This window comes from Corynebacterium sp. HMSC074H12 (assembly GCF_001813755.1).
GTDB classification, from domain to species: domain Bacteria; phylum Actinomycetota; class Actinomycetes; order Mycobacteriales; family Mycobacteriaceae; genus Corynebacterium; species Corynebacterium hiratae.
Genome location: NZ_KV813889.1, coordinates 14,847 through 39,696, shown reverse-complemented (window position 1 = coordinate 39,696; position 24,850 = coordinate 14,847). Strand labels below are relative to the sequence as shown.

General features: G+C 60.5%; 26 protein-coding genes. 15 read left to right on the top strand and 11 right to left on the bottom strand.

Annotated features, from left to right (window positions below):
- Positions 1 to 2: 2 nt before the first annotated feature.
- From HMPREF2932_RS03130 to HMPREF2932_RS03120, 3 genes are read right to left on the bottom strand one after another with little or no spacing between them, the layout of a single operon-like run.
- Positions 3 to 2,207 carry an ATP-dependent RNA helicase gene (locus HMPREF2932_RS03130; RefSeq protein ID WP_071409589.1) on the bottom strand — a complete coding sequence of 735 codons (2,205 nt, stop codon included), beginning with the start codon at positions 2,205 to 2,207 and terminating at the stop codon, positions 3 to 5.
- A complete protein-coding gene (locus HMPREF2932_RS03125; protein WP_369816117.1) occupies positions 2,200 to 2,814 on the bottom strand; it encodes a sugar O-acetyltransferase in 615 nt (204 codons plus the stop codon). The genes HMPREF2932_RS03130 and HMPREF2932_RS03125 overlap by 8 nt, the downstream gene beginning before the upstream one ends.
- 23 nt (positions 2,815 to 2,837) lie before the next feature.
- Entirely contained in the window at positions 2,838 to 3,980 is a 1,143-nt protein-coding gene (locus HMPREF2932_RS03120; protein WP_049156716.1) for a Fic family protein, read from the bottom strand.
- An 82-nt stretch (positions 3,981 to 4,062) separates the two neighbouring features.
- Here HMPREF2932_RS03120 and HMPREF2932_RS03115 point away from each other — a divergent pair, with 82 nt between their 5' ends.
- The 8 genes from HMPREF2932_RS03115 (at position 4,063) to HMPREF2932_RS03085 (ending at position 7,950) form a co-directional block, all read left to right on the top strand.
- Positions 4,063 to 4,599, top strand: a complete 537-nt coding sequence (locus HMPREF2932_RS03115) for an NADPH-dependent FMN reductase (RefSeq protein ID WP_046648604.1) — start codon at positions 4,063 to 4,065, stop codon at positions 4,597 to 4,599.
- A 5-nt stretch (positions 4,600 to 4,604) separates the two neighbouring features.
- Positions 4,605 to 5,297, top strand: coding sequence for an SDR family oxidoreductase (locus tag HMPREF2932_RS03110; RefSeq protein ID WP_053089091.1), 693 nt, complete (start codon positions 4,605 to 4,607; stop codon positions 5,295 to 5,297).
- 80 nt (positions 5,298 to 5,377) lie between these two features.
- Positions 5,378 to 6,064, top strand: coding sequence for a LysE family translocator (locus tag HMPREF2932_RS03105; protein WP_046648600.1), 687 nt, complete (start codon positions 5,378 to 5,380; stop codon positions 6,062 to 6,064).
- Entirely contained in the window at positions 6,045 to 6,323 is a 279-nt protein-coding gene (locus HMPREF2932_RS03100; RefSeq protein WP_046648682.1) for an RNA-binding S4 domain-containing protein, read from the top strand. Before HMPREF2932_RS03105 ends, HMPREF2932_RS03100 begins: the two co-directional genes overlap by 20 nt.
- On the top strand, positions 6,323 to 7,027 hold the full coding sequence (locus HMPREF2932_RS03095; RefSeq protein ID WP_070517092.1) for a VOC family protein: 705 nt from the start codon (positions 6,323 to 6,325) through the stop codon (positions 7,025 to 7,027). The genes HMPREF2932_RS03100 and HMPREF2932_RS03095 overlap by 1 nt, the downstream gene beginning before the upstream one ends.
- The gene (locus tag HMPREF2932_RS13010) at positions 6,999 to 7,292 is read left to right on the top strand and encodes an MGMT family protein (protein WP_080975120.1); all 294 of its coding nucleotides are present in this window, start codon (positions 6,999 to 7,001) and stop codon (positions 7,290 to 7,292) included. Before HMPREF2932_RS03095 ends, HMPREF2932_RS13010 begins: the two co-directional genes overlap by 29 nt.
- A gap of 2 nt (positions 7,293 to 7,294) precedes the next feature.
- Entirely contained in the window at positions 7,295 to 7,645 is a 351-nt protein-coding gene (locus HMPREF2932_RS03090) for a DMT family transporter (RefSeq protein ID WP_070510682.1), read from the top strand.
- Positions 7,642 to 7,950, top strand: a complete 309-nt coding sequence (locus HMPREF2932_RS03085) for a DMT family transporter (protein WP_046648595.1) — start codon at positions 7,642 to 7,644, stop codon at positions 7,948 to 7,950. Before HMPREF2932_RS03090 ends, HMPREF2932_RS03085 begins: the two co-directional genes overlap by 4 nt.
- Positions 7,951 to 7,991: 41 nt before the next feature.
- On the opposite strand, the gene HMPREF2932_RS03080 is transcribed toward HMPREF2932_RS03085, so the two are convergent.
- The gene (locus HMPREF2932_RS03080; RefSeq protein WP_071409630.1) at positions 7,992 to 9,266 is read right to left on the bottom strand and encodes an HNH endonuclease signature motif containing protein; all 1,275 of its coding nucleotides are present in this window, start codon (positions 9,264 to 9,266) and stop codon (positions 7,992 to 7,994) included.
- 292 nt (positions 9,267 to 9,558) lie between these two features.
- Between HMPREF2932_RS03080 and HMPREF2932_RS03075 the strand changes: the two genes are divergently transcribed.
- Both HMPREF2932_RS03075 and HMPREF2932_RS03070 read left to right on the top strand, forming a co-directional pair.
- Entirely contained in the window at positions 9,559 to 10,326 is a 768-nt protein-coding gene (locus HMPREF2932_RS03075) for a hypothetical protein (RefSeq protein ID WP_141756279.1), read from the top strand.
- Between the two features lie 100 nt (positions 10,327 to 10,426).
- Positions 10,427 to 11,029: a zinc metalloprotease gene (locus HMPREF2932_RS03070; RefSeq protein ID WP_046647030.1), complete on the top strand. Its 603-nt coding sequence runs from the start codon at positions 10,427 to 10,429 to the stop codon at positions 11,027 to 11,029.
- 1 nt (position 11,030) lies between these two features.
- On the opposite strand, the gene HMPREF2932_RS03065 is transcribed toward HMPREF2932_RS03070, so the two are convergent.
- Positions 11,031 to 11,873, bottom strand: coding sequence for a PrsW family intramembrane metalloprotease (locus HMPREF2932_RS03065; protein ID WP_049156732.1), 843 nt, complete (start codon positions 11,871 to 11,873; stop codon positions 11,031 to 11,033).
- Positions 11,873 to 12,364 (bottom strand): hypothetical protein, encoded by a 492-nt coding sequence (locus tag HMPREF2932_RS03060; RefSeq protein WP_049156735.1) that lies wholly within the window; start codon positions 12,362 to 12,364, stop codon positions 11,873 to 11,875. The genes HMPREF2932_RS03065 and HMPREF2932_RS03060 overlap by 1 nt, the downstream gene beginning before the upstream one ends.
- 42 nt (positions 12,365 to 12,406) lie before the next feature.
- Here HMPREF2932_RS03060 and HMPREF2932_RS03055 point away from each other — a divergent pair, with 42 nt between their 5' ends.
- Entirely contained in the window at positions 12,407 to 14,323 is a 1,917-nt protein-coding gene (locus HMPREF2932_RS03055) for a M13 family metallopeptidase (protein ID WP_071409587.1), read from the top strand.
- 14 nt (positions 14,324 to 14,337) lie between these two features.
- Positions 14,338 to 15,147: an alpha/beta hydrolase gene (locus tag HMPREF2932_RS03050; RefSeq protein WP_141756278.1), complete on the top strand. Its 810-nt coding sequence runs from the start codon at positions 14,338 to 14,340 to the stop codon at positions 15,145 to 15,147.
- A 2-nt stretch (positions 15,148 to 15,149) separates the two neighbouring features.
- Here the strand turns inward: HMPREF2932_RS03050 and HMPREF2932_RS03045 are convergent, their stop codons facing one another.
- From HMPREF2932_RS03045 to HMPREF2932_RS03025, 5 genes are all read right to left on the bottom strand, one after another.
- Positions 15,150 to 18,443, bottom strand: a complete 3,294-nt coding sequence (locus tag HMPREF2932_RS03045; protein WP_071409585.1) for an arabinosyltransferase domain-containing protein — start codon at positions 18,441 to 18,443, stop codon at positions 15,150 to 15,152.
- 31 nt (positions 18,444 to 18,474) lie between these two features.
- Positions 18,475 to 20,421 (bottom strand): galactan 5-O-arabinofuranosyltransferase, encoded by a 1,947-nt coding sequence (locus tag HMPREF2932_RS03040; protein WP_071409584.1) that lies wholly within the window; start codon positions 20,419 to 20,421, stop codon positions 18,475 to 18,477.
- A 38-nt stretch (positions 20,422 to 20,459) separates the two neighbouring features.
- On the bottom strand, positions 20,460 to 21,218 hold the full coding sequence (locus HMPREF2932_RS03035) for a decaprenylphospho-beta-D-erythro-pentofuranosid-2-ulose 2-reductase (protein WP_046647037.1): 759 nt from the start codon (positions 21,216 to 21,218) through the stop codon (positions 20,460 to 20,462).
- Positions 21,219 to 21,232: 14 nt separating this feature from the next.
- Positions 21,233 to 22,648, bottom strand: coding sequence for a decaprenylphosphoryl-beta-D-ribose oxidase (locus tag HMPREF2932_RS03030; protein WP_046647038.1), 1,416 nt, complete (start codon positions 22,646 to 22,648; stop codon positions 21,233 to 21,235).
- Positions 22,649 to 22,793: 145 nt separating this feature from the next.
- Complete coding sequence (locus HMPREF2932_RS03025) at positions 22,794 to 23,072, bottom strand: hypothetical protein (RefSeq protein WP_046647039.1); 279 nt, start codon at positions 23,070 to 23,072, stop codon at positions 22,794 to 22,796.
- Between the two features lie 36 nt (positions 23,073 to 23,108).
- Between HMPREF2932_RS03025 and HMPREF2932_RS03020 the strand changes: the two genes are divergently transcribed.
- Genes HMPREF2932_RS03020 through HMPREF2932_RS03010 form a run of 3 tightly spaced genes read left to right on the top strand, consistent with a single transcriptional unit; the run spans position 23,109 to position 24,849 of the window.
- Positions 23,109 to 23,531, top strand: a complete 423-nt coding sequence (locus tag HMPREF2932_RS03020) for a hypothetical protein (RefSeq protein ID WP_046647040.1) — start codon at positions 23,109 to 23,111, stop codon at positions 23,529 to 23,531.
- Positions 23,532 to 23,551: 20 nt separating this feature from the next.
- A complete protein-coding gene (locus HMPREF2932_RS03015) occupies positions 23,552 to 24,427 on the top strand; it encodes a plasmid pRiA4b ORF-3 family protein (protein ID WP_071409583.1) in 876 nt (291 codons plus the stop codon).
- 11 nt (positions 24,428 to 24,438) lie between these two features.
- Entirely contained in the window at positions 24,439 to 24,849 is a 411-nt protein-coding gene (locus HMPREF2932_RS03010; RefSeq protein ID WP_046647042.1) for a GtrA family protein, read from the top strand.
- Position 24,850 lies beyond the last annotated feature (1 nt).

The window sequence follows — 24,850 nt, the reverse complement described above, 5'->3', positions numbered from 1 at the left end:
TTCTACATTCGGTTCTTCGTCTTCGCCGTAGCCACCGCGTTCCACGGATCTTCTGTCCACGGGTGTTTGGGATAGCGCCCGCGCATGTCGGCGCGCACGCCGGCATAAGGCCCAGCCCAGAAGCTCGCTAGGTCATCGGTGACGGCGAGCGGGCGGCCGGCGGGGGAGAGCAGGTGAAACTGTACGCGGTGGCCGCAGTATTCGGGGGATTCGGCCAAGCCGAAGCATTCTTGCAACTTGATGGAGACCACGGGGCGCTCGCCGGACCAATCGATGCGCGCGTCGCGCCCTGAGGGCACCGGCAAGCGTTCTGGTGCGAGCTCATCGAGGCGGCTAGCCTCGGGCCAGGGCAGGAGGCGTTGCAGTGCTGGGTACATGTCCGGCTTGTGGCCTTCTGCTAGCTCACGTAGTTCTGGCTCGAGCCACTCCAGGCTGGCGCTGGCATTTTCGACGTCCGGCCACGGATCGCCGTAGGCTGCCCGCAGGTGGCGCATACGTTCCTGCAGGTTCTGAGCCTTCTCACTGAACTTAAACAGTTCGAGGCCGTGGCCCGAGTTGCGCAGGGCCGCAACGGCTTCATCTCCGGAGACCTTCACCGGGGTTTCAGAAAGCACGATGGCGCCGGCCGCGCGTACGCGCACGCCGCGGACCTTGGAACCCTCGAGGAAGGCGCGGGTCTCCTCGGTAATGCCGACGATATCGAGGGCGTCATTCTCCGCGATGGGCTCCGCCGCGCGGATGATGGCGTTGCCGGCATTCGACAGGGAGACCTCGGCGACGGCGAGCCACGGTGAGCCCGCTAGACCGGAATCCAGGAGCCGGGCACGGGTCCCACTCGCCAGCAGATACTCCTTCTCGCCCACGCGTTTGGCCACGAACTCGGGGAAGGCGGTTGCCACCACCACGCCTGGGTCCACCGGGCCCTGGTGAGGCACGAGGCGGGCCAGTCGCTTGGGATCAGAATCATCGAGGCGCGCGATTGTCTTTGCTGCCCCCGCACCATATTTCAGTAGCGCGGCACCCCACCGCGGATGTGTCGGCAGCAGCGCGAGCTCCTCGGTGGCGTTGAGGGCACGGAGGGTGCGGTGGGCGTCGGCAAGCGCGGCGTGGGGCGGCTGATCGAGGAGTGGGAAGTCCGGGCCCGCGCCCCAACAATCCATGAAGAGTGCTGCCTGGGTGAGGTCCGCAGAGAGGATCTCCGGGGTGACGTGCGGGGAAAAGTGCTGGTAGTCATCCTGTGAATAACAGCGGATGACAGTGCCGGGAGCCTCACGCCCGGCGCGGCCGGCGCGTTGATCGGCGCTGCTTTTCGACGTCGACACCGTCACCAACCCACTCATCCCGCGCTGCGCATCGCGCTTGGGAACGCGCGCAAGACCTGCATCGATGACGGTGCGCACGCCCGGCACGGTGAGCGAGGACTCGGCGATGGAGGTGGCCACGACGATGCGCTGCTCGGCTGTGTAGAGCGCGGCATCCTGCTCCTGCGTGGTCTGGCGGCCATGTAGCGCGAAAACGTTATGACCAGCGAGTGCCTCGCACACCAGGTTGACCTCGCGTACGCCCGGCACGAAGACCAGGGTGGACTCGTGCTGCCGCGCGGCAACCCTCGCCACGCCTTTCCAAAAGTCTCGATCTCCCGCAGCGCGCCCCGGAATCGGTTCATAGGAGATGTTGAGCGGATATGTAACGGCCTCAGTGGAATGGATCGGCGCCCCTCCCATGAGCTGGGAGAAGCGGGCGGCGTCGACAGTCGCGGACATGGCGATGACGCGGAAATCATCGCGGAGCTGCGCCAACTCCAAGCACATGCCGAGTACGAGGTCAGTATCGAGCTGGCGTTCATGCACCTCGTCGATGGCTACGGCGGAAATTCCTTCAAGTTCCGGATCCCGCAGCAGGCGGCGCAACAAAACACCTGGGGTAACAAACTCGACGTCTGCGCCTTTGCGGGAATCACCGCGCACCGCATAGCCGATGCGCTGGCCTGACAACTCTTGAAGGCGGTTTGCCGCAGCACGCACAGCTACGCGGCGCGGCGCGGTGACGAGAACCTTGCCCTCTACTTGGTTAGCCAGCGCCGGCGGAACGAGCGTGGTCTTACCTGTGCCGGGCGGAGCCTGGACTACGACGTGACCGGCGGAAGGCAGAGAATCGATGGTCTCCAGGACGGGTAGCCCCTTGCCGATCGCCTTGAGATCAAACATCGAGATCCTGGCGCTCCCACCTATCTTCGTTGTCCTCCAGCGTGCGCACCACACGACCGGGTTGACCCAGCACCAGTGACCTATCCGGGATATCTGTGGTGACCAGTGTGTTCGCTCCAACGACACAATCCTCGCCGATGGTCACGCCCGGCAGCACCGTGACGTTGGCGCCGAACCACGTGTTGCGCCCGACGCTAATGGGCTTCGCAATCTCCCAGCCCTCCGCCCGCATCTCATGATCGTTGACGGGGTGGCCCACCGTGATGAGCGAGCAATTCGGCCCGATCATGACGCGGTCTCCGAGGGTTACAGGCGCCTGCGCCAGGATTGTCGCACCAAAGTTGATGAACACGTCTTTTCCGATGGTCACATTGCAGCCATACTCGACGTTGAGCGGCGTGTGCAGCCCGGGAACCTCGGACTCGGGCGACAACAGTTCCCGCAAAATCTCCTTCGCGCGCTCTGGGTTGGTGTTTTGCAGCTCATTGAGCTCCTTGGCCAGCAGGAAGCCGCGTCGATGTTCGGCGCTAACCTCCTCGTTGACACTGGGCATGAACCACTGCCCGCTGGTCATGCGTTCAAAGGATCCTTCGTCTGGGTGATGCATGTCAGCCATCCTATTCCCTCCTCTTAGTCTCGAGTCAGAACATCGAGAGCGGCACGGTGAAGGAAAACCTTGGAGCGGCCTTGTTGGATTTCTTCTAGGATTCCTAAATCTACGAGATGCGCCAGCCACGCGCTGGCGGTTTGGCGTTTGACGAAGCCCGTCTCTACCACGTCAGTAATGCGTACATAGGGCTTGATAAGAATGAGCTCGGCCATCTCGAGGGGATGGTTAATCACGCCCGCAGAACGTATTCGTTGCGCAGTGTTTTCCTGGATAGCCCGAAGCTGGGTAATCATCGAGGAGGCGTCGGCAGCCGCTGCGTGAACGCCGCGGATCATAAAAAGAAGCCAGTTTTCCCATGCTCCCTTAGCTGTCACAGCGTTGAGATGGCGATAGTAGTCTGCTTTGTTTCCGACGATATACCCGGACAGGTACAAAACCGGCAGCTCAAGAAGATCTTCTTGGATGAGGTAGAGGACGTTAAGGATTCGTCCAGTGCGCCCATTGCCATCGTAGAAAGGATGGATTGCTTCAAATTGATAGTGAAGCAGTGCCATCTTTACAAGGGAATCAACGTCGTGGCTGCAATATATATAGTCCTCCCACGCTGCGAGATGGTCCTCGATAATCTCCCTTCCTTCAGGTGGGGTGTAGAGCCTCTCCTTCGTTACAGGGTTACCGATAAACGTGCCCGGAAGTGAACGCACCTCGGCCTGAGTATCTAGAAGGGTGCTGCATACGATTTTTGCTGTCTTTTCTGATAGAGGTCGCTGCGATAGTGAGGAAAGTCCAGCGTGGAGCGCGGCGTTATAGCGAAGAGCCTCCTTGGTGGCAGGAGTCGGCTCGGCATCGACGTGCCACGCCGCACGGAAGAGCTCGTCATTAGTGGTGACGATGTTCTCAATCTCGGAGGAAGCACGAGCCTCACGCAGTGGAATCGTTGAGGTGATGATCTCCGGGTTAGGGATGAGCTGGCAGGCCGTACGCAGTTCAGCCAGTTTTTCCTTAGCATCGATGATGGCCTTAAGCACGGGAACGGTTTCCACCACTTCTGCAGGGGGGAGGGGTGGAAGCTCATTGTAGGGGGTGTCCGGGCTATAGGTTGGCATGGTAAAAGAATAGACATGTTGAGCAGATATGTCGATTTTTTTCAGAATTTTCGACATATCTGGATGACTTGTCGATTGCGTCGACATATCGGCGTACCCTCAGACGTTGACGTGTTAACAAATTAAGAAAGGCATCCTTATGGCGAAAATCGGCATCATCCTCGGCTCTACCCGCGACGACCGCGCCGGACTGGCCATCGCCCAGTGGGTCACCGACCTCGCTCAGGGGCGCGACGTGGACTACGAGCTCATTGACCTCAAGGCCTTCGACGTTCCGATCCTCACCACCTCCGTCATTCCTATGGCGGCAAACAAGAATTACGAGGATCCGCAGGTGCAGGCTTGGTCCGATGCTGTCGATTCCTGCGACGGCTATATCTTTGTCACCCCGGAGTACAACCACTCCGTGCCGGGCGCTTTCAAGAACGCCGTCGATTCCCTCGGCGCCGAGTGGGTAGGCAAGCCGATTGCGTATGTGGGCTACAGCTTCAGCGGCGGCATCCGCGCGGTAGAGGCGTGGCGCCTCATCATGGCGAACTTCTCTATGAAGCAGCTGCGCACCCAGCTGGATATCTCGCTGAATACCGACATGAAGGATGGCACCTTCACCCCGGCTGATTTCAAGGCCGGGATCGTCGAAAACATCTGCGCCGAGCTGGAAGAAGTCCTATCCTAGGGCGCATGGAAAAGGTAGCAGTCGTCACAGGAGCATCGTCGGGGATCGGGGAGGCGTCGGCAAGAGCGTTGGCGGCCGACGGTTGGCATGTTGTCGTCGGTGCGCGTCGCGTAGAGCGCCTTGAGGCCCTCGCGAAGGACATCGGCGGCGAGGCGCACGCCCTCGACGTAACCTCGGACGAGTCCGTGGCTGAGTTCGTCTCCCACCTCGACCGCGTGGACCTCTTGGTCAACAACGCCGGTGGCGCGAAGGGCTTGGAACCTCTCGTGGAGACCACCGTAGAGGACTGGCAGTGGATGTACGACGTCAACGTCCTAGGCACTGTCCGTATGATCCAAGCCCTCATGCCGAAGCTGCGGGGTGGGCTCATCATCAACATGGGCTCCGTTGCCGGTTGGAACGTCTACGAGGGCGGCTCCGGCTACAACGCCGCTAAGCACGGTGTGCGCGTGATTTCCCGTGCACTTCGTATCGAGGAGCACGGCGTTCGTGTCACCGAACTCGACCCGGGCCGTGTAGCCACGGCGGAGTTTTCCCTCAATCGTTTTCGGGGCGACACCGAACGTGCTGCACAGGTGTATGACGGCGAACTCAACCTCACCGCAGAAGACATCGCTGAGGCCGTGCGTTGGGTGGCCTCGCTGCCGGAGCACGTCAACATTGACACCATGACCATTAAGCCGCGCACGCAAAGCTAAATTACCTGTTTCGCTGCAGGTGAGACGCCTCTTATAGTGGCATGCGTTAGTGAAAACACATGTGAGTATGGGGGTGTTAGATGGCATTCAGCGCCATAGTGGCCTTAATGGGTGTGTGGTTCGCGGCGATGGCCTCGCCAGGACCAGACGTGGTGCAGATTATTCGTTTGGGTGCACGCTCTACGCGCGCGGCGGTGTGGGCCGCAATCGGTAGCACCACCGGCTTGATGATGTGGACCGTTGCTTCGCTAGCGGGGCTTACCGCATTGATTTCGGCGCACCCGGAAATCCTGGTGGCGCTGCAGGTTGCCGGCGGCAGCTATCTGCTGTGGATGGCTTTTTCTGCCATCAGCGGTGGCATCAAAGAGCGCCGTGCACCGGCAACTATGAACCCTCAACCGCGCGGGTTCACCCCGGATGGCATCATCAGACTCGGCACGGCGTACCGCATGGGCCTGGTCAGCGACCTTTCCAACCCCAAGGTTCTGATTTTCTTCGGCGCTATCTTTGCCAATTTTATCGATCCGGACATGGGCTTGAGCGCCAATGCCACGGTTGGTTCTGTGTTGGTTATAGAAAGCCTCATTATTTTTGTTGGTGTCGCGCTGTGTACTCGTGCGGTGTCGAAGTGGATGGCGAAGAACTCCGCCAGTGTCGATATCTTTAGTGGCGTAGTGTTTGCCCTGCTTGGCGTCATCATTCTGGTGGAGGGACTGCTCAGTGCAGCCGCTGGGTATGCTGGTCAGCATGCTAGAAGTCTCAATTAAGGGAGAATCCATCAAGCTCGGCCAGTTCCTCAAACTGGCATCCTTGGTCGCCACCGGGGGTGAGGCCAAAGAACTTATCGAGCAAGGCCAGGTCACCGTCAATGGGGAAGTGACTAAGCAGCGCGGTGCAACGCTGGCGCTTGGCGACGTCATCTGCGTCTCCGACACCTGCGCCCGCGTCGTCGAAGACGACGACGATTATTTTGATGAGGCCACCGCCGATGATGACTTCGACCCGGAGAAGTGGAGGAACCTTTAATGCCCGCCTTTGAAGCAGAAGTAGGAATGCCCTACTGGATTACTCTGGCTAGCTCCGACGTGAAGGCTTCCGAGGAGTTTTATTCCGCCGTGTTGGGCTGGGAATTCGAAGAGGGCATTGCCCGTCTGGAGGGCCTGCCGATCGCGGAGATCGTCCCTGGCCAAGACACTTGGGCAACGTACTTCCTTTCCCGCGACTTGGAAGCCGACTGCGCCCGGGTAGAACAACTCGGCGGCAAGATCCTCGCATTAGGCGCGCCGTTGGCGCTTGTTCTGGACAACAGTGGTGCCATGTTTGGTTTGACGCAGCCGGAGCTCGACCGCTTCGTTGCTGGCGGCGAGCCGGGGACCCCGGTATGGCACGAGCTGACGGTCTCGGAGAATTTCCACTCGACGTTGGACTTTTATGGCGAGCTCTTCGACTGGGAAATCCGTGGTGATGAGCACTACGCGGTTGCAGAGGAGGAAGGCGCTGCCTTTGCCGGGTTCTGGCACGCGGAGGGCTTGCCGAGTTTCTGGCAAACCTACCTGGGCGTGCGGGATATCGACCAAGCGGCGAAGGCTGTGGTGGATAACGGCGGAAAAATCATTCGCGAGCCCCACGATTCACCATTCGGCCGCCTGTGCCTGATCGAGGATTCCACGGGCGCGACTCTGACCTTGTGTGAGGTCGAGGATGCCCCCGAAGAACCCATCGAACTCTAGGGTTACGGAGGTCGTGCGCCGCATACCGCCCGGCAATGTCTCCACATACGGAGAGATCGCAAAAGTGGCGGGCGTCGGCCCGCGGTATGTGGGCTGGGTGATGTCGAAAAGCACAGATCTGCCCTGGTGGCGGGTGGTTAACAGTACCGGCCGCGCCCACACTTCCGCCGCCCAAGTCCATTGGGATGAAGAAGGTATCCCACACCGTGGGGACCGCGTGATCCTTTCGAAGTGCGGTCTGGATGCGGCGGATCTGGGAGGGTGAAAGTGCGCGCTTGGCTCTTTTTGACCATTGCCATCATCAGTGAGGTGGTGGCGACTTTATGCCTCAAGGCGGCGCTAGAGCACCCCGCGGTCTATGTCGTGGTGGTGGCGGGCTACGTCGTCGCTTTTTCCGCCCTGCATCAAGTGTTGCGTTGCGGCATGCACGTGGGTGCGGCCTATGGCATCTGGGGTGCAACCGGCGTGGTGCTTACCGCAGGGTTGTCCGCGTACCTCTTTGGCGAACAGCTCACGCCGCTCATGTTGGTGGGCATGGGGTGCATCATCGCCGGCGTGGTCTGCGTTGAAATGGGCGGCAGGGAACCGAAGACCACGCTCGTGGAGGTGGATCCTTGATCTGGTTATCCCTTGCCATCCTCATCGAAGTCGCCGGTACATTGGGCCTGCGTATGCTGGCCGTTCATGGGCAGAAGGCGTGGGTAGCGTGGGTCGTCGTGGCCTATGTGTCCTCCTATGTTTTCTTGTCGTTGGCTCTCCGTCAGGGCATACCGCTAGGTGTGGCCTATGGAATCTGGACTGCCTGTGGCGTGGCGCTTACTGCTCTTTTATCCTTCATGCTTTTCCGCGAGCCTTTCACTTGGCTTAAGGGTTTAGGGGTCGCGCTGATCATTGGCGGAGTGCTCCTAGTGGATATGGGGTAGAGCCGGCTATCCCATTCGTCGTTGTAAACGACGGATCCTTCCTAGAAGGGGATTTCTTCACCGCCTTCAGATTTTTTGTTCTTCGCCTTTTCTGTTTGGCGTGCGGCTTCTCGTTGTTCTTTGTCTAGCTCGGCTTTAAGCTCCTGAGCCTCGCGATGCTTCCTGGTGCGATATCCTTCAATATCTTGTGCGATGCTCCGTGCCCAGCGCTTGCGCTTAGGAGCCAGCGGCCCGGAAGGCTCTGTGATTGCCCAAGTTCCGTCCTCAAAAAGCCAGACCACATCCCCGGTATCAGGGTCCAAGATATAAAAGGCCCGTCCATCGGTTTTCATATTGTGGTGGTGCTGGCACAACGCCACCATGTTGTCCGGATGCGTTGGCCCACCATCGGCGTAGTTAATCCGGTGGTCTAACTGACACAACCACGCCGGCATTCCGCAGCCAGCGGCACGGCAGGTGCCATCGCGGCCTTCAACGTATTTGCGAACCATCGTGGCTGGTCCGTAGCTCTTAGAGGCCTCCGGCTTGGTGCTCAAATCTCTTACCGTTGTGGACTGAGCCGGGATGTCTCCCACTTGCCAGCCATGTCCTTCCACGTACACTGGGGCGTCCTCTACATCGTCGGCTTTATATGTGTGGAGCACTACTCGGGCAGCTTCTGGCTCCACCTTTCCGGTAGTGAGGAGGATCAGCGCTTCCGCCATGGACACCTCATGCTTTTCGGCTGCTGCCTTAATTGCTTCATGGATGATGATTCCGACGCTGCTGTCCACCTCGAGTTCTAGGGTGGCGCGCTGGGCACGGGTCATCATGGAGTACCGATTCTTTGGGCGCTTATCTTCCACGGCGATGGAGTCATCATGAACCTTGACGAGGTCGCGTATCCGGCGGCGAATCTGCGCGGTGGTGGGAAAGACCTGATTTGGCTTAGTCGGGGTAAACCACCGAGCTAATGAGGCATCAATTGCGGCGACCACCTCCTTTGAAGGCTGGCCTAGGTTAGCCATCACCTGATCGATGGCAATCAAAGCCGCTAAATCCAGCAAATGGTTGGCATCTTGCAGAGCCTTTACTTGAGGAAGCTCGGTAAGGCGGTGAAGGCCCATGATAATGCGGGCTACCGCGCCAGCAGATTTACCGGTCTTTATCCCAAGGCGCATGCAGGCCGTATCGGCGTCCTCGTCAAGTGCGGGAAGAACGCTGGACCAGAATTCATAGTCTGCCTGGCGTACACCTTGACCTGCCACGCAGACCGGATCATTTGGATTGGAATGAGAAAAATAGGACGCATTAACAACGTCTGTAGTGGAAGACACGAAACGCGCAACCCCCCTCTTTCTTAAGTGAATTACTGAGAGGATCCGAACCCCCACTGTTCGAAACCCCTTTCGAAGAACGAGTTTATGCCACCCCCTCGACGATGTCTACCCCGGAAGAAAAGTTGTTAAAGGGGAGGCAATTGAGGCGGCAGATGCTGGCGAGGTGTGGTTTTAGTCGGTCTCCCGCTCGATGCGGGTCGCGCGGAAGTCCCCTGGAGTGGGACGTATGTTTGGTTAATGCACCCTCGCTAGGGGTTGTTAAAATTGTGACTTGAGTTAATCTATGCACGTGCTGAAACCTACCCCGCTCATCGTTGGCCTTGCTCTAGCGGCTCTCACCGCGCCACCCGCCCATGCCCTGACGTTCGATCCTGAAAAGGTCCCACCACGCACCCAGATGACCGTGCGTTATGCCGACGGAAACTCAGTCTCCACCGGAAATGGCCATGAGTCCCGCGCCGCGCTATCCCTGGCCAAGCTATATCTCGGCATGTGGGTGCTGAAGTACGGCGCGCCGGAGGATAAAGCCCGCGTGGAGAACATGATTCGTTTCTCTGAGGACGGAACTGCCAGCGACTTAGAGCGAAAATATCCGCAGGCGATTCCCTCCATCATCGGTGAGTATCAGCTGGGGGAGACCCACCACAACGGCTACTGGGGAAATGTCACGACGTCGACGGAGGATCTCACGCGCTTCATCGGGGTGATTTCTGGCGATCCGGTTGCCGCGCCGATTACGAAGGGCATGGCGACGGCAGCGCCCGCAGCGGCCGACGGTTACCGCCAGGACTTTGGCACCGCACGAATCCCGGGCATCATCGGCGCGAAATTTGGGTGGTCGGATGATCGCCAAGTTCACGCGAGTGCCTCTTTTGGTCCGGGTTATAGTGTGGCGGCTAATACCTATGGTTCCCCGGCGGATCTCACGACGGATGTTCTCGGTGCGGTGGAGGTTTCTCCGCAGGCGCCGAGCTTGCCGACGCCCCTCCAAGATGCGCGCGATAGGGCGTGTGCGGAACTGAAGCGCGCTGTGCCGAGCTCGTCGCAGGTGTGCTGACCAACCAGGAAATAAGCTAAGAAGTACCTTTGCGCTTGCTAAGAAATCAATATATTCTCGGCTGTCAACGAAGCAGTTGCTAGCCCGAAAGGTATTTCTGATGCGCAAGACGTTGTCCATTTTGACCATTGCTGTTGCAGCTTTGAGCGCTGCCCCAGCAGCGACTGCGAAGAGCGACCAAACCCGTTCGCTTATTTCCCCAGGCACGTGTGCCACCATTACCAAGTTGGCAAATGAAGGAAAGCCCGTTCCGGATCCGTCTATTCTGCGCGATGCCGATTCCGTTCCTTCTTACTTCCAGAGCGGGGTCCTTAAGTACAAGGTGGCGGATGATTTCCCCTACCGCGAGCAGCTCGATGCCGCGGTAGCTGAGTGGAACGACGCGCTCGACGGGAAGGCCTCGCTTAAGGAAGTAGCGCCGTCCGAGGCTGATGAAGACACCATCGCCATCATCTACAAGCCGGAACCGAACGGTTACGTCCAAGGTACGGCCTACCCGGACCATGGGATGCTCTTCATCAAGACCGCTAACGCTCAGTACCCAGAGGCGCTCCAAGGCACTATCGCCCACGAGCTCGGCCACATGATGGGCGCGGGTCACTCCTGCGCCCACGCGCTCATGGCCGGTGCGAACCAGAATCCCATTTCTTATCATGTGACTCCGCTCGATGCGGTGGCTGTCCTGCAAGGACAGTTCGACTAAGTCACCGCAGGCTGGCCGCGCCCGGCGAATGCGAATAGGTGTCGTCGGTCTTGGCCAGGCGGTGAGCGCGGATTCCCAGGTAGATGACCGTCGGGTACATGATGAGCGCCACGAGGACATACTGCGTAACGAGCTGCCAGGTTTCCTCCCACATGTAGTTCCACGCGAAGTGGAGACAGAAGGAGAAAAACAGCGCGCCCACGCCAATGCCAAGGCGCCACCACCATGGTTTATGCGCGGCGTAGATAGCCCAGCCGATGCCAAAACCTGCGATGGCAGAGAAGCACATGTGCAGGCACGGGCCTGCAACAAGGCGCAGACCCCACATCTGGAGCATGCCGATCCAGTCTGAGGTCGGGTGCATCAGTGCACCCATCGCGGAGTACAGGCTGTTTTCCAGGACTTCGAAGCCCCAGCCCACGAGCGCACCGACGATGAAGCCGTGCCAAGGCCGGTTGAGCTGTCGGAAGCTGAGGAGGATGAAGACCACGCCGAGGGCCTTGGCAAATTCTTCCGGATAAGCACCGGCCCAGGACATCATGGATTCCTCCCAGCCCAGGCCCACGGAGAGGTCGGTCAGTGGGGAGGCTGACAGCAGCGCCAAGGTCACAGCAGCGCCGGCTCCCCAGAGCACGCTTGCCGACGCCCACCCTTTCCCCGGCCTTGCCCACATCGGACTGCGACTCCACAGGAACAGGCCCAGCGCCAAGAAACCGACGCCGAGGATCAAGCTAACGAGGCCCGGCAGAGGAGCCACGAAGAAAATGCCGAGCAGATTAATCAGGGAAATCGGCAGGCAGAGACCAATGATGATCCACAAGGTAACGCGGAAGATTTTGCTCATCAGAAGGCCTCCATAAATTGTTGGGCAAGGTCGGTCGGGTCACCATTGGAGAAGACGATCTGATAGTTGAGATCGCCTTTAGCCACGCTGAAGGCGAAGACCGGAATAAAGCCATCTGTTTCAAGAGTGAGAATGCCTCCGGCATCTTTAACGTCTTCTTTCTTCGGCATGCCCTCGAAGCTGGTTGCGCGCACGGCGCGGCGCAAAGCGAGCGCATCGTCCTCGACGCCTTCGGTGACATAGGCCTCGACCAAGGTATCGCCGCAGTCCCAGGCCTGGTTGGCCATGGAATCATGATTTACGCTGCACGTAAGGCCCTCGATGGGTTGGCGCCACTCAGGGTCATCGAGCACCACTTCTTCCATTTCAGGTTCACGTTCCGGCAAGGCCAAGCTCAGCACAGCGGGCAGCCCAAGGACGAGCAAGGTTGCCCCGAGCACGGCGAAGAAAGGTCCCGTCATCTTCGCCGGAGGGAAACGATAAGAAGTCATGCACACCACACTAACGCGTGCTTCTGACATAGAGTGAAGTGCATGAAGGATCTGTATCAATTTGTTAATGGCCCATGGATTGAGTCCCACGTTATCCCCGATGATCGCGGTGTCGACGGCACCTTCCACGCGCTGCGCGACGAAGCCGAGGAACTCGTCCACGAGATCGTTAAGGAAGACGCTGGCCGTCCCGGGATCGTGTATTCCTCTCACATGGACGTTGAGGGAGTCAATGCTGCGGGGACGGCGCCACTTTCCGAAGATCTGGACAAGCTGGTTGCGGCTGATCCGGAGGAGCTGGCGCACAACCTGGGTGTTCTGGAGCGCGAGGGCGTTGGTGCCCCAGTGACCTTCTGGGTAGAAAAAGACTCCGGCTCTGAGGACGCGGTGGCCTACATTATTCAGTCTGGTTTAGGTCTGCCGGATGAGGCTTATTACCGCGAAGAAGCTCACGCGCAGACGCTCGCTGACTACGAGAAGCACGTTGCGGCGATGCTGGGATTCTTAGATCCCGCTCGCCTCTTCGGGCTGGGCGCGGAGGTTGCAGCTACCCGCATCGTGAACCTGGAGAAGGAAATTGCGGCTGGGCATTGGGATGTGGTGGCCTCCCGTGATGCGGTGAAGACGTATAACCCGGTGGACGTCGCCAATCTGCCCAGCATCACCCGCGCCATCCTGCAGGGTGGGGGACTGCCGGAGCACCGCGTGGTGGCCATGATGCCGTCCTACTTTGAGCACCTCGAGGGCCTGTTCACCGCCGGCCGTATGGCGGATTGGCAACTGTGGGCTACGTGGCACATTCTGTTGTCGCGTGCCCCCTACCTCACCGAGGAGATCGGTAAGAAGAACTTCGAGTTCTATGGAACTAAGCTCTCGGGTGCTACTGAACAGCGTGCACGTTGGAAGCGCGCCGTCGGGCTGGCGGAAAACATGGTGGGCCAGGAAATCGGCAAGGTCTTCGTGGACAAGCACTTCCCGCCGTCCTCGAAGTCCGAGATGGATGAGCTGGTGGAATACCTTACCGCCGCCTACCGCGAGAGGATTTCGCAGCTGGAGTGGATGACCCCGGCTACCCGCGAGCGCGCGCTGGAAAAGCTCTCCCAGTTCAAGGCCAAGATTGGGTACCCGGATACGTGGCGCGACTACTCTGACCTGGAGTTTTCGCCGAAGGGTGCGGACTTGGTGGCCAATGTGCGCGCAGGCAACGCGTGGAACCACGATTATGAGTTGGCCAAGATTGGCAAGCCGGCGGACCGCGATGAATGGTTCTCCACCCCGCAGACGGTGAATGCTTTTTATAATCCGGTGGTCAATGACATCACCTTCCCGGCGGCTATTTTGCGCCCGCCGTTCTATAACCCAGAAGCTGATGCCGCGGAGAACTTCGGTGCTATCGGCGCGGTGATTGGCCACGAGATTGGGCATGGCTTTGATGATCAGGGCTCGCAGTATGATGGCCAGGGCAACCTCAACTCTTGGTGGACGGATGAGGACCGCGCGGCCTTCGAGAAGTTGACCGCGAAGCTGGTGGATCAGTTCCAAGGCCAGGTGCCCAAGGTACTGGAGGGCACTGATTCCGCAGGCGTCAACGGCAGCTTCACTCTGGGTGAGAACATCGGTGACCTGGGCGGATTGGGCATTGCCGTGGTGGCCTACAAGAACTACTGCGCCGACAAGGGCCTGGACATCAACGGTCAGGTCGCGCCCTTTGAGGCAGAAGGTGCTGAGCCTGAATTGGCAGAGCACGAGTACACCGGTCTGCAGCGCTTCTTCCTGGCGTGGGCGCGCGTGTGGCGTACTGCTATTCGTCCGGAGATGGCTACGCAGTACTTGGCTATTGACCCGCACTCGCCGGCGGAGTTCCGCTGCAACATCATCGCCGAGAACATTGACGAGTTCTACGAGGCTTTTGATGTCGAGGATGGATTGGTCCCAGAGGAGCGCGTCACCATCTGGTAGTACCCTTGGGGGCCATGAGTGACTACCAACTAAGTCCGGAAGAACAGCTCGAGCAACTCTCCTCCTACATGGAGGTGCACTACCCGCTGCCGGACTTCCGTCCGCCGTGGGCAGGTGGAGGTTCGCCGGAGGCGGACCGCTACTGTGCGCTGCTGCCGGATCGCATCGTGCAGGCCTCGATGATGGTGCTGGGTACCGCGGTGGATCACTCGCTGCCTGGTACTGCCTTCACGGAGGGGGTGCGTGTTGAGGAATCTGAGGTCGGAGCGATCTTTGTTCCCTCGGAACAGAATGGCCGTTGGGCAGTCTCGCTGCACTCCGGTGGCTGGTGGCGCGGTGACGGCAAGGCGCTAGAGATGCAGTGGCGGCCCGAAGTGGCTGCTGCGGCGCAGCTGTCGGGGACCACGATCATTGATGTGGATTATCCGTTGGCGCCCGAGCACACTGTGGCGCAGATGGTGGAGTCGGTTCAGGCGGCCGTCGATTATGCGCGCGCCCAGGGGGCAGAGCGCGTGACGGCGTGGGGCTATTCCTCCGGTGGCGCGCTCGCAGCGCTGGTGCCTGCCGACGCCCTCCTCCTCACCTTCCCCGACTTCGGTGCGCTGGCCAAGCTGCCGGAGGAGATCCGCGGCGACTATGTTCTCGATGTTGAGAAGCTGCCGGGGCTGTATTCCGACATCTTGGTCCAGACCGCGGCGCAGGACGAGATTGCTGAGCCCGTGGAGATTCCCGGTGCACAGACCGCGGAGTACGTGTCGATGCACCGTATCTCTACCCCGGCCGTGGCGCGCCAGCGGGTGCGTGACGCTGCCAAGTTCCTGTAGGGCTATTGCTCGCCCTCTGGGCGAATCTTCATCTCAGAGTTCTTCCACCAGCCGGAGCGCTGAATGATTTCTTGGTCGATCTTCGCCTCCAGCGGGGCCTCGCCTTGGGAGTTGGTGCGCAGCTCGTACTTTTCAATAGAACCCCAGTCCCGCGCCCAATCGTTGTTGAGGTAGCTCGGGATCTCATAGGAGTAGTTCACTGCCTCCGCGGTTGCCAGCGCGCCACCACCGGAGAAGGACTGGAAGTCCGTGAGGGAGGTTTGCGCGGCGGCGTCGGGAAGAATGCGGAACTGCGGAATTTCGGTTACCCCGGCGTAGTGGTCAAAGGTGCGCTGGCAGGGGAACTGCAGGGCGACGGACCAGTCAAGGAGTGCCGGGGTGGAGGAATCGAATTGCGAGTTGATGGTGGCAAGCTCCGGCACGCGCGGCGGGGTAAACGCCATCCAATCATCCTCATCGGTGGAGTCGTCTACCGCAACGAGGCGCACGACGTTGGCCTCCTCTGGAAGATCTTTGAGTGCGATGCGGAGGTTGCGCCATTTGGGGGTCGCGCCGACGTCGGAAAGCTCGGCCTCACCCTTGTTGGTGACCTTGCCGTCCTTGAGGGTGCCGTACTCCAAGGTGAGCTCGGTGCCCTCCTGCTCCACGCCGTTGACGTCGTGGTGGTAAATCTTGCCGGCAGCAGAGACCGCGAGGACAGGGGTGTTTTCGGTGGAGTCCGGCAGGTTGTACCACTGGGTGGTGATGGTGGCGGTGGAGCGCTGCGACTCATCGTAGGAGCCCATGACCGGGACCTTCGTGTAATCCAGGTTGAAGGGCAGGTGCATCTCGGAGCCGTTGACGCCCAAGGTTCCGCGCACGCCGCCGGCGGAAGAGTCGGTGACCTCGGTGGCCTTCTCCTCGGTCTCGGTGAGCTCCTTTTGCTCGTTAGAAGACGCAGAGGAATCACCGGTGGTGTTGGCAATGGCGCCTACCGACGCCGAGTTGAGGTTCTCCGGTTCAATATCCTCCTTGATCATGTTCGGGCCGAAGCCGAAATTGTCTTCCTTCGGATCCACCAGGGAGTCTTTGAATTCGCCTGTAACCGGAGTGAGGAAAGCGTCGTTGGTGTTGGTTTCCACCAGCGTGGCATCCGCGAGCGAGCAGACATCGCCGCGTAGGGAGGCCAGGTTGCCCTTGCCCACGGAGTAAGAATCCGCCTGGGCCACGTAGCCCTTGGCAAAGGAGGCGCAGGAGAAGGCGACGATGAGGATGCAGGCCACTGCGATTGGTGCGGACATGGCGCCTGCCCAGCGGGACACCTCAGCCTTCCGGCTGTTGTGAGTAAGTGATTGGTAGAGGCCAATCGCCAGCACCACCATGCCGATGGCGAGCACCACGGTATTGGCCTCAATAGCCTTGAATTGCACCGTGCGGTCCCACCACGGGATGCCGAAGGAAGACACGTACCACCAGGCGTTCCAGCCGCCCAGGGAGATGGCCATGAGGAAAATCACCGCGGCGATGGAGAAGGTCCGGGCGCGCGGGGAGCGCATGGCGATCTGGGAAAGGACCACCGAGCCGAGCGCGGCGATAACGCCGGCGACACCGGCGTAGATGCCGAAGTGGTGCGTCCACTTCGTCGGCGTGAACATGAGGAAGAAGGCCGACAGCGCCATGATGGCTAGCAGGCGCTTGGTGGGATCTGCCTCCGCGCCCACGACGCGGTGGTCCTTAATGAAAGCGTAGATAATGAGCGCCAGGCAGAAGAGCATGGTGAACATGGCGAAGCGGCGCGTCAGGGAGCCATCCACGGAGGGCTCAAAGAGCGTGGAGTAGCGTACGAACTCCGAGTACCACGGCAGGGACGGGCCGACCGCGGAACGAACGCGAGTGGACTCGAGCACGGACGCTAACGTTTGATCCCCGAAGGCGGCAACCATGACCGCAGTGCCGCAGGCCAGGAACGGGGCGATGAGAGCTGTCCAGCCGACCTGGGAAGCGCGCGTGCCCATGATGCGGAACAGCGCGGGCAGGCAGACCAAGAAGATGCCGACCGCGGTAAGGCCAGTGGGGCCCGCAGCCAGGGTAATGGCGGCAATGATGGTGCCCACGGCCGCTGGTAGGAGGCGCTGGGTGGAGATGGCGCGCTCGAAAGAAGCCCACGTCAGCATGACGCCGAGGGCCACGATGGGCTCCGGGCGGATGCCGTTGTTATACGGCAGCCAGAAAGCCAAGAACATGAAGGCCGCGGTCCAATGCGCCAGGCGGCGCTCGTTGACGCGAGCACCGAAGCGCGGGAGCATCTCACGCGACAAGACGAACCAGATGATGAGCGCCGAGATAAGGGAAGGTAGGCGCACGATGATGGAGGCGCTGGAGAATTGCGCCAGCCAGGCCACCAGGTCGTAGTAAGGCGCGCCGAACGGGGCCTCGGGGACGCCGTACCAGCGGTAGTAGTTCGCCATGTAGGTCGCGTGATCGGAAACGCGGCCCATGGTGAGGATGAAGCCATCATCGGAGGTGTTGGCGCCGAAGATATACCACCAGCCGAGTACGGCAGCCACGACGCCATCGAGCGGGCGGATCTGCTTCCAGGTCTCCGGCATGAAGCCGAAGCGTTTGCCATCGAGGCGGTCAATTCGCCACAAACACACCAGGCTGATGACCACCATGGCCAAGCCCAGCCACATGGCGATGAGCTTCAGGGCTGTCGGGGAGGAGGTGAAGCGCGAGTTGATCTCGACGTGGATACGGAGGTCATCGCCCAGCTCTGTGAGGTTTTCTGGGGTGTCGTCGATTTCGGTGTAGACGCCGGTGACCTGCGGGCGCAGATCCTCATCGGAAGTTTTCTTGTGCTTGCCCAGGGTCACCGTGGTGCCGTCACCGGTGGACTGGATGCGGAGGGTGGCGTCGTCAGGCAGCTTCGCCACTTGCTCGGCAGTGAGCGAGAAAATGACCTCATCGAGGCTGGTGACCGAGAGACCGCCCTCGCCGGCACGGACAAACATGCCGCGGTTGGATGCCTTCTTGGACTCCGGGGGCACGGTGCCGTAGAGCAGGTCCTGGCCATCGCGCAGCTTGTCGACGGCGCTCAGCGGGATCTCTGCGTCAATTTCTTCCGGCGCCACCGAGATGAGCGGGGCGTTGATGGATTGCAGGGAGCCCTGCTGGGGCCAATCGAAGGAGGATTGGGTTTGGTTCACCGGCAGCAGCGGCGTGGCCACAAAGCACAGGAAACCGATGAGTCCCGCGATGATGGCGGTGAGCCGCAGCGATTGCGGTGCTCGCAGTGAAGAGGTATTCCGATCTGACACGGCGATCAGTGTACGTCACCGACGTGCCTTATTAAGATCTGGCCGCGACGACGAAGGGGCCGATCTGCTCGACTTCCCAACCCTTCTCAAAGACTTCCGGGTTGAAGAACACCGCGCGGTAGCGCACGTTGGGCTGGTTGGGGTAGATGTCTTCTGCCAAGTGGGTCTTGTAACCATCACCGGGTTCTTCCATGTCGCCGCGGAAAATGAGGACGTCGGGCCCGCGCCACGGCGCAGACTCGAGAGACTGCGCGAACTCCTCCGGAGTTTGTTCCCAGGACTTAGAGGCCCACTCCTCGATTTGCAGGTTGCGGGTGCTGAACTCTCCCAGCGGGTTGGCGTAGTTGCTGGTGAAGGCGTTAAACCCGTAGTAGGGGTTATACGCCATGAAGAGCTTTTCATCCGTCAGGACAACCGTGTCGGTGGCGTCGTAGCCCTGGGAGTCGATGAACTCGCGGATCTTGGCGTAGTTGGCGGAGGAATCGCTGGTGTAGCGGTCCGCGCGCTCACCGTAGCCGTCGGTATCGGTATAGGCGTGGTCCAGGGCGGTCACGTTCGTCGCCGGGATCTGCTGGGCATAGTAGATACCGCCAAGGCCCATGATGATGGCGAATACCAAGGTTATGCGCCTGCTCGTGGTCTCGGTGAAGCGCGCCGGGTAGAGCGTGGGAAGGCCCATGAGGCGGACGTCGGCCAGCGCGAGGATGCCAGCAGTGGCGAAGAGCACCGCGACGATCAGCTCGAGGCGGAAGCCCAGCAGCGTGCTGCCGGCGAGGGTCATGACCATAGAAGCCAAGATCCACAGGTAGGTGCCGACGATCGCGGTGCCCATTGACTTGATGTCGGGTTCGTCGATGCGTAGGACGAGGTAGATCAAGCCGATGAGGCTGAGAATGCCGATGACGGACAAGGAGAGGAAGGGGGCCGGGATCTGGGTTCCCTCCTCCGGCAGGTAATGCTGCGCGGTGGATTCCAGCGGGGCGGTGGCATGCAGAACCGCGCGCAGGTATGGCGCCCAGGCGATCGCGGCGATGGCCAGGGAACCGGCCGCGATAGTGGCGAGGTGTATCAGGGGAGTCCATGTACGTTCGGCCATGCAGGTGACGAGCGCAATGAGACTGACGATGGTCAATGCCACGGCACCGGTATAGAGCGTGTAGAAGCAGGCGGAAACTCCCAGGTAGATGGCAATTCCGGCGGTGGAGAACCAGGAGGAGCTGTGGAAAGCATGCGAGCACAGCACGGCCACGGCCGGCACCCCCATGGCGATGACCGCGGAATACGGCTCCTCAGCGCCGATGGCCAACGTCACCGCTGTGGTGGTGAGGGCAATGGCGGCGGCAACCGGAAGGGAACCGGACAGCCGTTGCCACAAGGGAACCAGGATGCACCCGGACACGGCCAAGGAGATGAGGCTCCATGGTTGGTATACCTCCCAGCCAGGCATGTTGAGGAGGTTGGCTAGCCGCCCGCCCATCCAGAACCAGCCCAGTGGGTAGAAGGTGGGCAGTCCCTCGTAGTTCATGTCCGCATAAGAGCTGGCCTCCGTGGCGCGGGTCAGGAATTGGGTGCGGAAGACCTGGTCTACCTGGACGCCGTCGAGCCACAGGCGGGAGGCCGAAAGGGGCAGACCGATGCTGGTGAGCGTGAGCAGCGCTGGGGAGATATAGCACACAGCGGTGGTGAGCCACGTCCGCCAGCGGGGGCGCGGGGAGGTACCAATCACCCACCACACGCATAACGCGCCCACCAGGAGAACGGTGAGCGCAGTTCCCGCAGTGCTCAATGCGCGGGTCACCATCGACGTACTGAACGCCGGAAGGGAGACCGTTTTGAAGGCGAAGAAACCAATGAGCGTGATAAGGCCACCACCTACAGCGGCGGCGGCCATTCCCACGAGAGTGGCGCGACGCGTCAAGCGGTCGACGTTATATTCCACGGTGGGGGACATAGACGACGTGGCGGGAGACTCAGTCATGCACTTAGTCTCCCACACGCCGTGGACATAGCGGAACTTTAGAAAGGCAGCTTCCGGAAGATGGCCTGCGGGATGAACTTGAATCCCAAGGACACGTACTCAAAGAGCGGGTGCACGAAGATGGACTGCTTGCCGTCGAGCACTGCCTTGACGGTGGCCTTGGCCACGTCGGAGACGTTAACGGTCAGCGGTGCCTCGCCGGCCTCCGCCGACATCTTGGTGCGCACCTGACCCGGGCGAACCACCAGCACCTTGGCGCCGGAGCCGCGCAGGGCTTCGCCGAGGTTGATGAAGAAGCCGTCCACGCCGGCCTTGGAGGCGCCGTAGACGAAGTTGGAGCGGCGCACGCGCATGCCGGCGACAGACGAGAGCGCCACGATGGTGCCGTGGCCCTGCTGCTGGAACTTCTGGCCGAGTAAGACTCCGAGGGAGACCGGTGCGGTGAAGTTGGTCTGGGCCGAGGCAACTGCCTTAGCCTGGTCCTGCCAGAGTTCCTCCTGGTCACCGAGGGTGCCGAAGGCGATGATGGCGACGTCGACATCGCCACGTTCAAACGCGCGCTGGACGACGTCCGGGTGGCCCTCGAAGTCAGTCGCGTCAAAGTCCAGGACCTCGACGTCGCCACCGCGGGACTCGATGGTGGCGCGGGCCTCCGCGATACGCGGGGAGTCGGCACGAGCAGCCAAAGTGACCTTGGCCGGGCCGCGCTCGAGGAATTCCTCGACGATGCCGAGGCCGATCTCGGAGGTGCCGCCGAGAAGGAGGATGTGTTGTGCTTGGCCTACTGCATTCAGCATGAGGTTAATCCTTTCTAGTGCAGCTCGAGGCGGCGGGACATATCGGAGGCGAAGACGCCAGTCGGGTCGATGTCGTTGCGGGTCTTGAGCCAGCCCTCGAGGCCCGGGTACATCTTGTGGAAGTTCTCCGCCGAAGTGCGGGACTCCTTGGCCAGGTAGAGGCGGCCACCGAATTCCATGACGCGCTTGTCCAGATCGTCGAGGAAGGTGCCCAGGCCCGGCTTGATGGGGAAGTCCACGCAGACATTCCAACCCGGCATCGGGTAGGACAGCGGGGCCTTGTTACCCGGGCCGAAGAGCTTGAACACGTTGAGCGCGGAGTAGTGGCCGGAGCGCTGCATGTCCCGGATGATGTCCTTGAAAGGCTCGACGGCGTCGGTCGGCACCACGAACTGGTACTGCAGGAAGCCGTTGGAGCCGTAGCCGCGGTTCCACTCGCCGATGAGATCCAGCGGCTGGTAGAACTGCGTGAGGTTCTTGACCTGGTTACGAGCCGGGGCGCCCATGAGGTAGTAGGCCTCGCCGATAGCCATGAGCGAGAGCTTGTTCATGGTGAAGTTCGGGAAGATATCCGGAACGGTCATCAGCTGCGGGGCGTTGAACTTCAACGGATCCTTCGCCAGCTTCGGGTTCAGCTCCTCCAGCTGCTCCAGCGTGGCCAGGGAGCCGCGGGAAATGGTGGAGCGGCCCAGCTTCGGCTCCGGGGAGATGACGTCGAACCACGCGGAGGAATACGTGTAATTGTGCTCGGAGCCATCGGAGTGGAAGGCGATGGTTTCCTCGAGGTTATCCGTGCGGTCGGTATCCGCGATGAAGTAGGCGGTTTCCGTCTTCGTCATCTTGATCTTGGCGCGCAGGATGATGCCGGTCAGGCCCATGCCGCCGACGGTGGCCCAGAAAAGATCTCCTTCTGGATCCTCATCTGAGCCCTCTGGGCTCAGATGTAGTACGCGGCCATCGGCGACGAGCAACTCCATGGAGGTGACGTGGTTACCAAAGGAACCGGCGGAGTGGTGGTTCTTGCCGTGGATATCCGGGCCGATAGCACCACCGATGGTGACCTGGCGGGTGCCCGGCAGAACCGGAACCCACAGGCCATAAGGCAGGGCGGCCTTCATGAGCTGGTCGAGGGTGACTCCACCGTCGACGTCGACGATGCCCGACTCTGGGTCGATGGAGTGGATGTTGTTGAGCGGTTGCATGTCGATGACGAGGCCGCCGGCGTTCTGCGCGGGGTCACCGTAGGAGCGGCCCATACCGCGGGCGATGACGCCGCGGCGCAGGTGGGAAGGCTTATCAGCGTTGTCCTCGGCCACCTGGGCGACGGCGGTCTTGATGACGTCGACGTCCGGGGTGGATAAAACATGGGCGGTTGTCGCCGCCGTGCGGCCCCAACCGTAGAGGGACTTCTCAGTAGTATGCAGTTCCATCTCTTACTCTTTAAATCGATGTGATGGGTCGGTTTTCTACACTACCTAGGCGGCAGTGGCTGTGGCGGGAGTGAAAACGTGAGATTAGGTACAAAAGCCAAGCAAACGGAACATTTGTGCCGTCCGGTTGTATGGTTTTCTATGGCTAGTACAGATCCATGATCTGCCGGATTTCCTCGGGAAGTTCATCCTGCGAGGTGATCTCAGGGCCTTCATAAGAACGCAGGATTTCATAGACACGGCCGCGCGAGGTGGAGTCAAGGATGGGCAGTTCCTCGGCGATGAGCCGCGTCATAAAACCATTGAGTGGCAGTGAGGTGTGCTCGGTGGCGAGGAAGTGACCGTGGCGCTTGTCGTCCTCGGCGCGCTCATCTTGCGCCGCGCGCTGTGCCGGAGTGAGGTGCTCTTTTTTGGAGGAGTACATGCACGGTAGCCTACCGCCCGCCTAAAGTGGTGCGGTATGACTTCTCCCAAGCAAGATAATTATGCGTTGGATGACACCCTCGCCGGACGTATCACCCAAGCTGCGGCCGTGGCGATCATGACTTCTTATCCAGATTGGATCAAGAACAAGACTGCGCTCGTGTCCGCCTATGTCCTGTCTTTCTTAGGCTTTGGTGCACTCGTGGCCATTACTAATGCCGAGAGCCACGAGGGGCAACCGGAGCCGGAGAAGCCGGAGGTGCCGCTGTGGGCGCTTCCGGTTGGCCTTGGTGCGCTCGTGGTTGGCGGCTGGTTGGGGATTAAGGCACAGCGGGGAATCGTTGGCTTTATCCGCCGCCGCGGCGTGGCAAAACCGTGGACGGTGTGGGGCGGAATCGGGGCCGCCATCGTGTTCATCCTCAGCGAGCTCGAAGCGCGCGAGAACGCCGCCCGCAACTAAAAGTGCGTATGGTGGGGCACATGAGCTCACAGGTCACAGATTTGGCGCAGGTCCGCGCCAAACGTGGTGATTCTGCTCGAACCCTGCTGTGCCAGGTGTCCAACGTCCGCGCGGAAGCCGAGGTGCACCGCCAGATTGGTTTCTCGGATGCACTCACGCTGGAAGAGCTTCACCATATTCTCGAGGTCTGCTTCGGCCTGCCTCAAGAGAATTCGCCGTGGCACTTTTTTGAACATACCGATGCCCGCGGCCAACGAATCGATCCGAGCCATACCGTGCGCGAATTCTTAAGCCGCGAAGGCGAGCAGATTGATTATGCCTGGGGGCTGTGGGATTTCGAGATAGTCGTGGTGGAGACCTATCCGCGCGATAACGGCACGCCGGAGGCTCTGTGCGTGGGTGGCTCCGGATCTTTTCAGACACCGTTTGATCTCACCGCCGTGAATGCTGAGCTCACAGGCCAGGAAACCATTGATGAAGTTCTGGATCTGGTGGTTAGTCCCGTCCGCGCGCTCATTGAACGAACCCGGCTCTATGACTTCGTTCCGCTCCTCCAAGCTTTGGATTTGAATCGCGAAGTCAGCATTGATGCTCGGGCGTACCGCCAGCTGCGTACTCTGCCGCGAGAAGTAACAAACGAAGGCAAGGACGCCTTTTGGTCGATGGCGCTAGCGCTGTCCTGTATGGGCGGGCGCGAGCTGACGGATTCCGTGGTGGAGACCGCCATGGCGGCGTTAGGCTGGGTCGACGATGACGGCGAGGAGCTTCGCGGTGCTGAGATTCGGGAGCTGTGCACGGCCTCCCTCAAGGTTCTTTCCTCCCTCGGCGCCTATGGTGAAGACGCCGTCGCACCCGTGGACCGCCTGGACATTTACCGCGCCCTCATCCGCGGGTAGAGTATTCCGCCGTGACTGAACCTACTTCCACCCTAAAGACACAGCTCGTGCGCTTTGTCTCCGTCGGTGTTTTCACTGCGGCCATCGACTATGGCCTCACCCTCTTCCTGACGTACCTAGGCCTGCACCGCTCCCTGGCCAAGGCGATCGGTTGGGTTTTCGGTACCATCGCCGCGTATGTGGCCAATGCTCGCTGGACTTTCGGTGCGCAAGTGTCTGGTCGTACCGCCGGTGCCGTGGGCATGCTGTACCTGTCTACCTTCGCCGTGCAGAATTTTCTGTATTGGGTGCTCAACGCTCCGCTGATCAGTCTGGGCTTTGAGGGTGCACTGAAGGACACTATCGCCTTCGTCATCGCGCAGGGCGTGGCCACGGTGACTAACTTCGCCATTCAGCGCGTGTTCATTTTTAAGGGCAAGTAAC

Excerpts from the sequence above, each read along its gene's own strand:
- HMPREF2932_RS03130 (WP_071409589.1), bottom strand. The coding sequence starts at position 2,207 with ATGTTTGATCTCAAGGCGATCGGCAAGGGGCTACCCGTCCTGGAGACC.
- HMPREF2932_RS03125 (WP_369816117.1), bottom strand. The coding sequence starts at position 2,814 with ATGCATCACCCAGACGAAGGATCCTTTGAACGCATGACCAGCGGGCAG.
- HMPREF2932_RS03120 (WP_049156716.1), bottom strand. The coding sequence starts at position 3,980 with ATGTCGAAAATTCTGAAAAAAATCGACATATCTGCTCAACATGTCTAT.
- HMPREF2932_RS03115 (WP_046648604.1), top strand. The coding sequence starts at position 4,063 with ATGGCGAAAATCGGCATCATCCTCGGCTCTACCCGCGACGACCGCGCC.
- HMPREF2932_RS03110 (WP_053089091.1), top strand. The coding sequence starts at position 4,605 with ATGGAAAAGGTAGCAGTCGTCACAGGAGCATCGTCGGGGATCGGGGAG.
- HMPREF2932_RS03105 (WP_046648600.1), top strand. The coding sequence starts at position 5,378 with ATGGCATTCAGCGCCATAGTGGCCTTAATGGGTGTGTGGTTCGCGGCG.
- HMPREF2932_RS03100 (WP_046648682.1), top strand. The coding sequence starts at position 6,045 with ATGCTAGAAGTCTCAATTAAGGGAGAATCCATCAAGCTCGGCCAGTTC.
- HMPREF2932_RS03095 (WP_070517092.1), top strand. The coding sequence starts at position 6,323 with ATGCCCGCCTTTGAAGCAGAAGTAGGAATGCCCTACTGGATTACTCTG.
- HMPREF2932_RS13010 (WP_080975120.1), top strand. The coding sequence starts at position 6,999 with ATGCCCCCGAAGAACCCATCGAACTCTAGGGTTACGGAGGTCGTGCGC.
- HMPREF2932_RS03070 (WP_046647030.1), top strand. The coding sequence starts at position 10,427 with ATGCGCAAGACGTTGTCCATTTTGACCATTGCTGTTGCAGCTTTGAGC.
- HMPREF2932_RS03065 (WP_049156732.1), bottom strand. The coding sequence starts at position 11,873 with ATGAGCAAAATCTTCCGCGTTACCTTGTGGATCATCATTGGTCTCTGC.
- HMPREF2932_RS03060 (WP_049156735.1), bottom strand. The coding sequence starts at position 12,364 with ATGACTTCTTATCGTTTCCCTCCGGCGAAGATGACGGGACCTTTCTTC.
- HMPREF2932_RS03055 (WP_071409587.1), top strand. The coding sequence starts at position 12,407 with ATGAAGGATCTGTATCAATTTGTTAATGGCCCATGGATTGAGTCCCAC.
- HMPREF2932_RS03050 (WP_141756278.1), top strand. The coding sequence starts at position 14,338 with ATGAGTGACTACCAACTAAGTCCGGAAGAACAGCTCGAGCAACTCTCC.
- HMPREF2932_RS03040 (WP_071409584.1), bottom strand. The coding sequence starts at position 20,421 with ATGACTGAGTCTCCCGCCACGTCGTCTATGTCCCCCACCGTGGAATAT.
- HMPREF2932_RS03035 (WP_046647037.1), bottom strand. The coding sequence starts at position 21,218 with ATGCTGAATGCAGTAGGCCAAGCACAACACATCCTCCTTCTCGGCGGC.
- HMPREF2932_RS03030 (WP_046647038.1), bottom strand. The coding sequence starts at position 22,648 with ATGGAACTGCATACTACTGAGAAGTCCCTCTACGGTTGGGGCCGCACG.
- HMPREF2932_RS03025 (WP_046647039.1), bottom strand. The coding sequence starts at position 23,072 with ATGTACTCCTCCAAAAAAGAGCACCTCACTCCGGCACAGCGCGCGGCG.
- HMPREF2932_RS03020 (WP_046647040.1), top strand. The coding sequence starts at position 23,109 with ATGACTTCTCCCAAGCAAGATAATTATGCGTTGGATGACACCCTCGCC.
- HMPREF2932_RS03015 (WP_071409583.1), top strand. The coding sequence starts at position 23,552 with ATGAGCTCACAGGTCACAGATTTGGCGCAGGTCCGCGCCAAACGTGGT.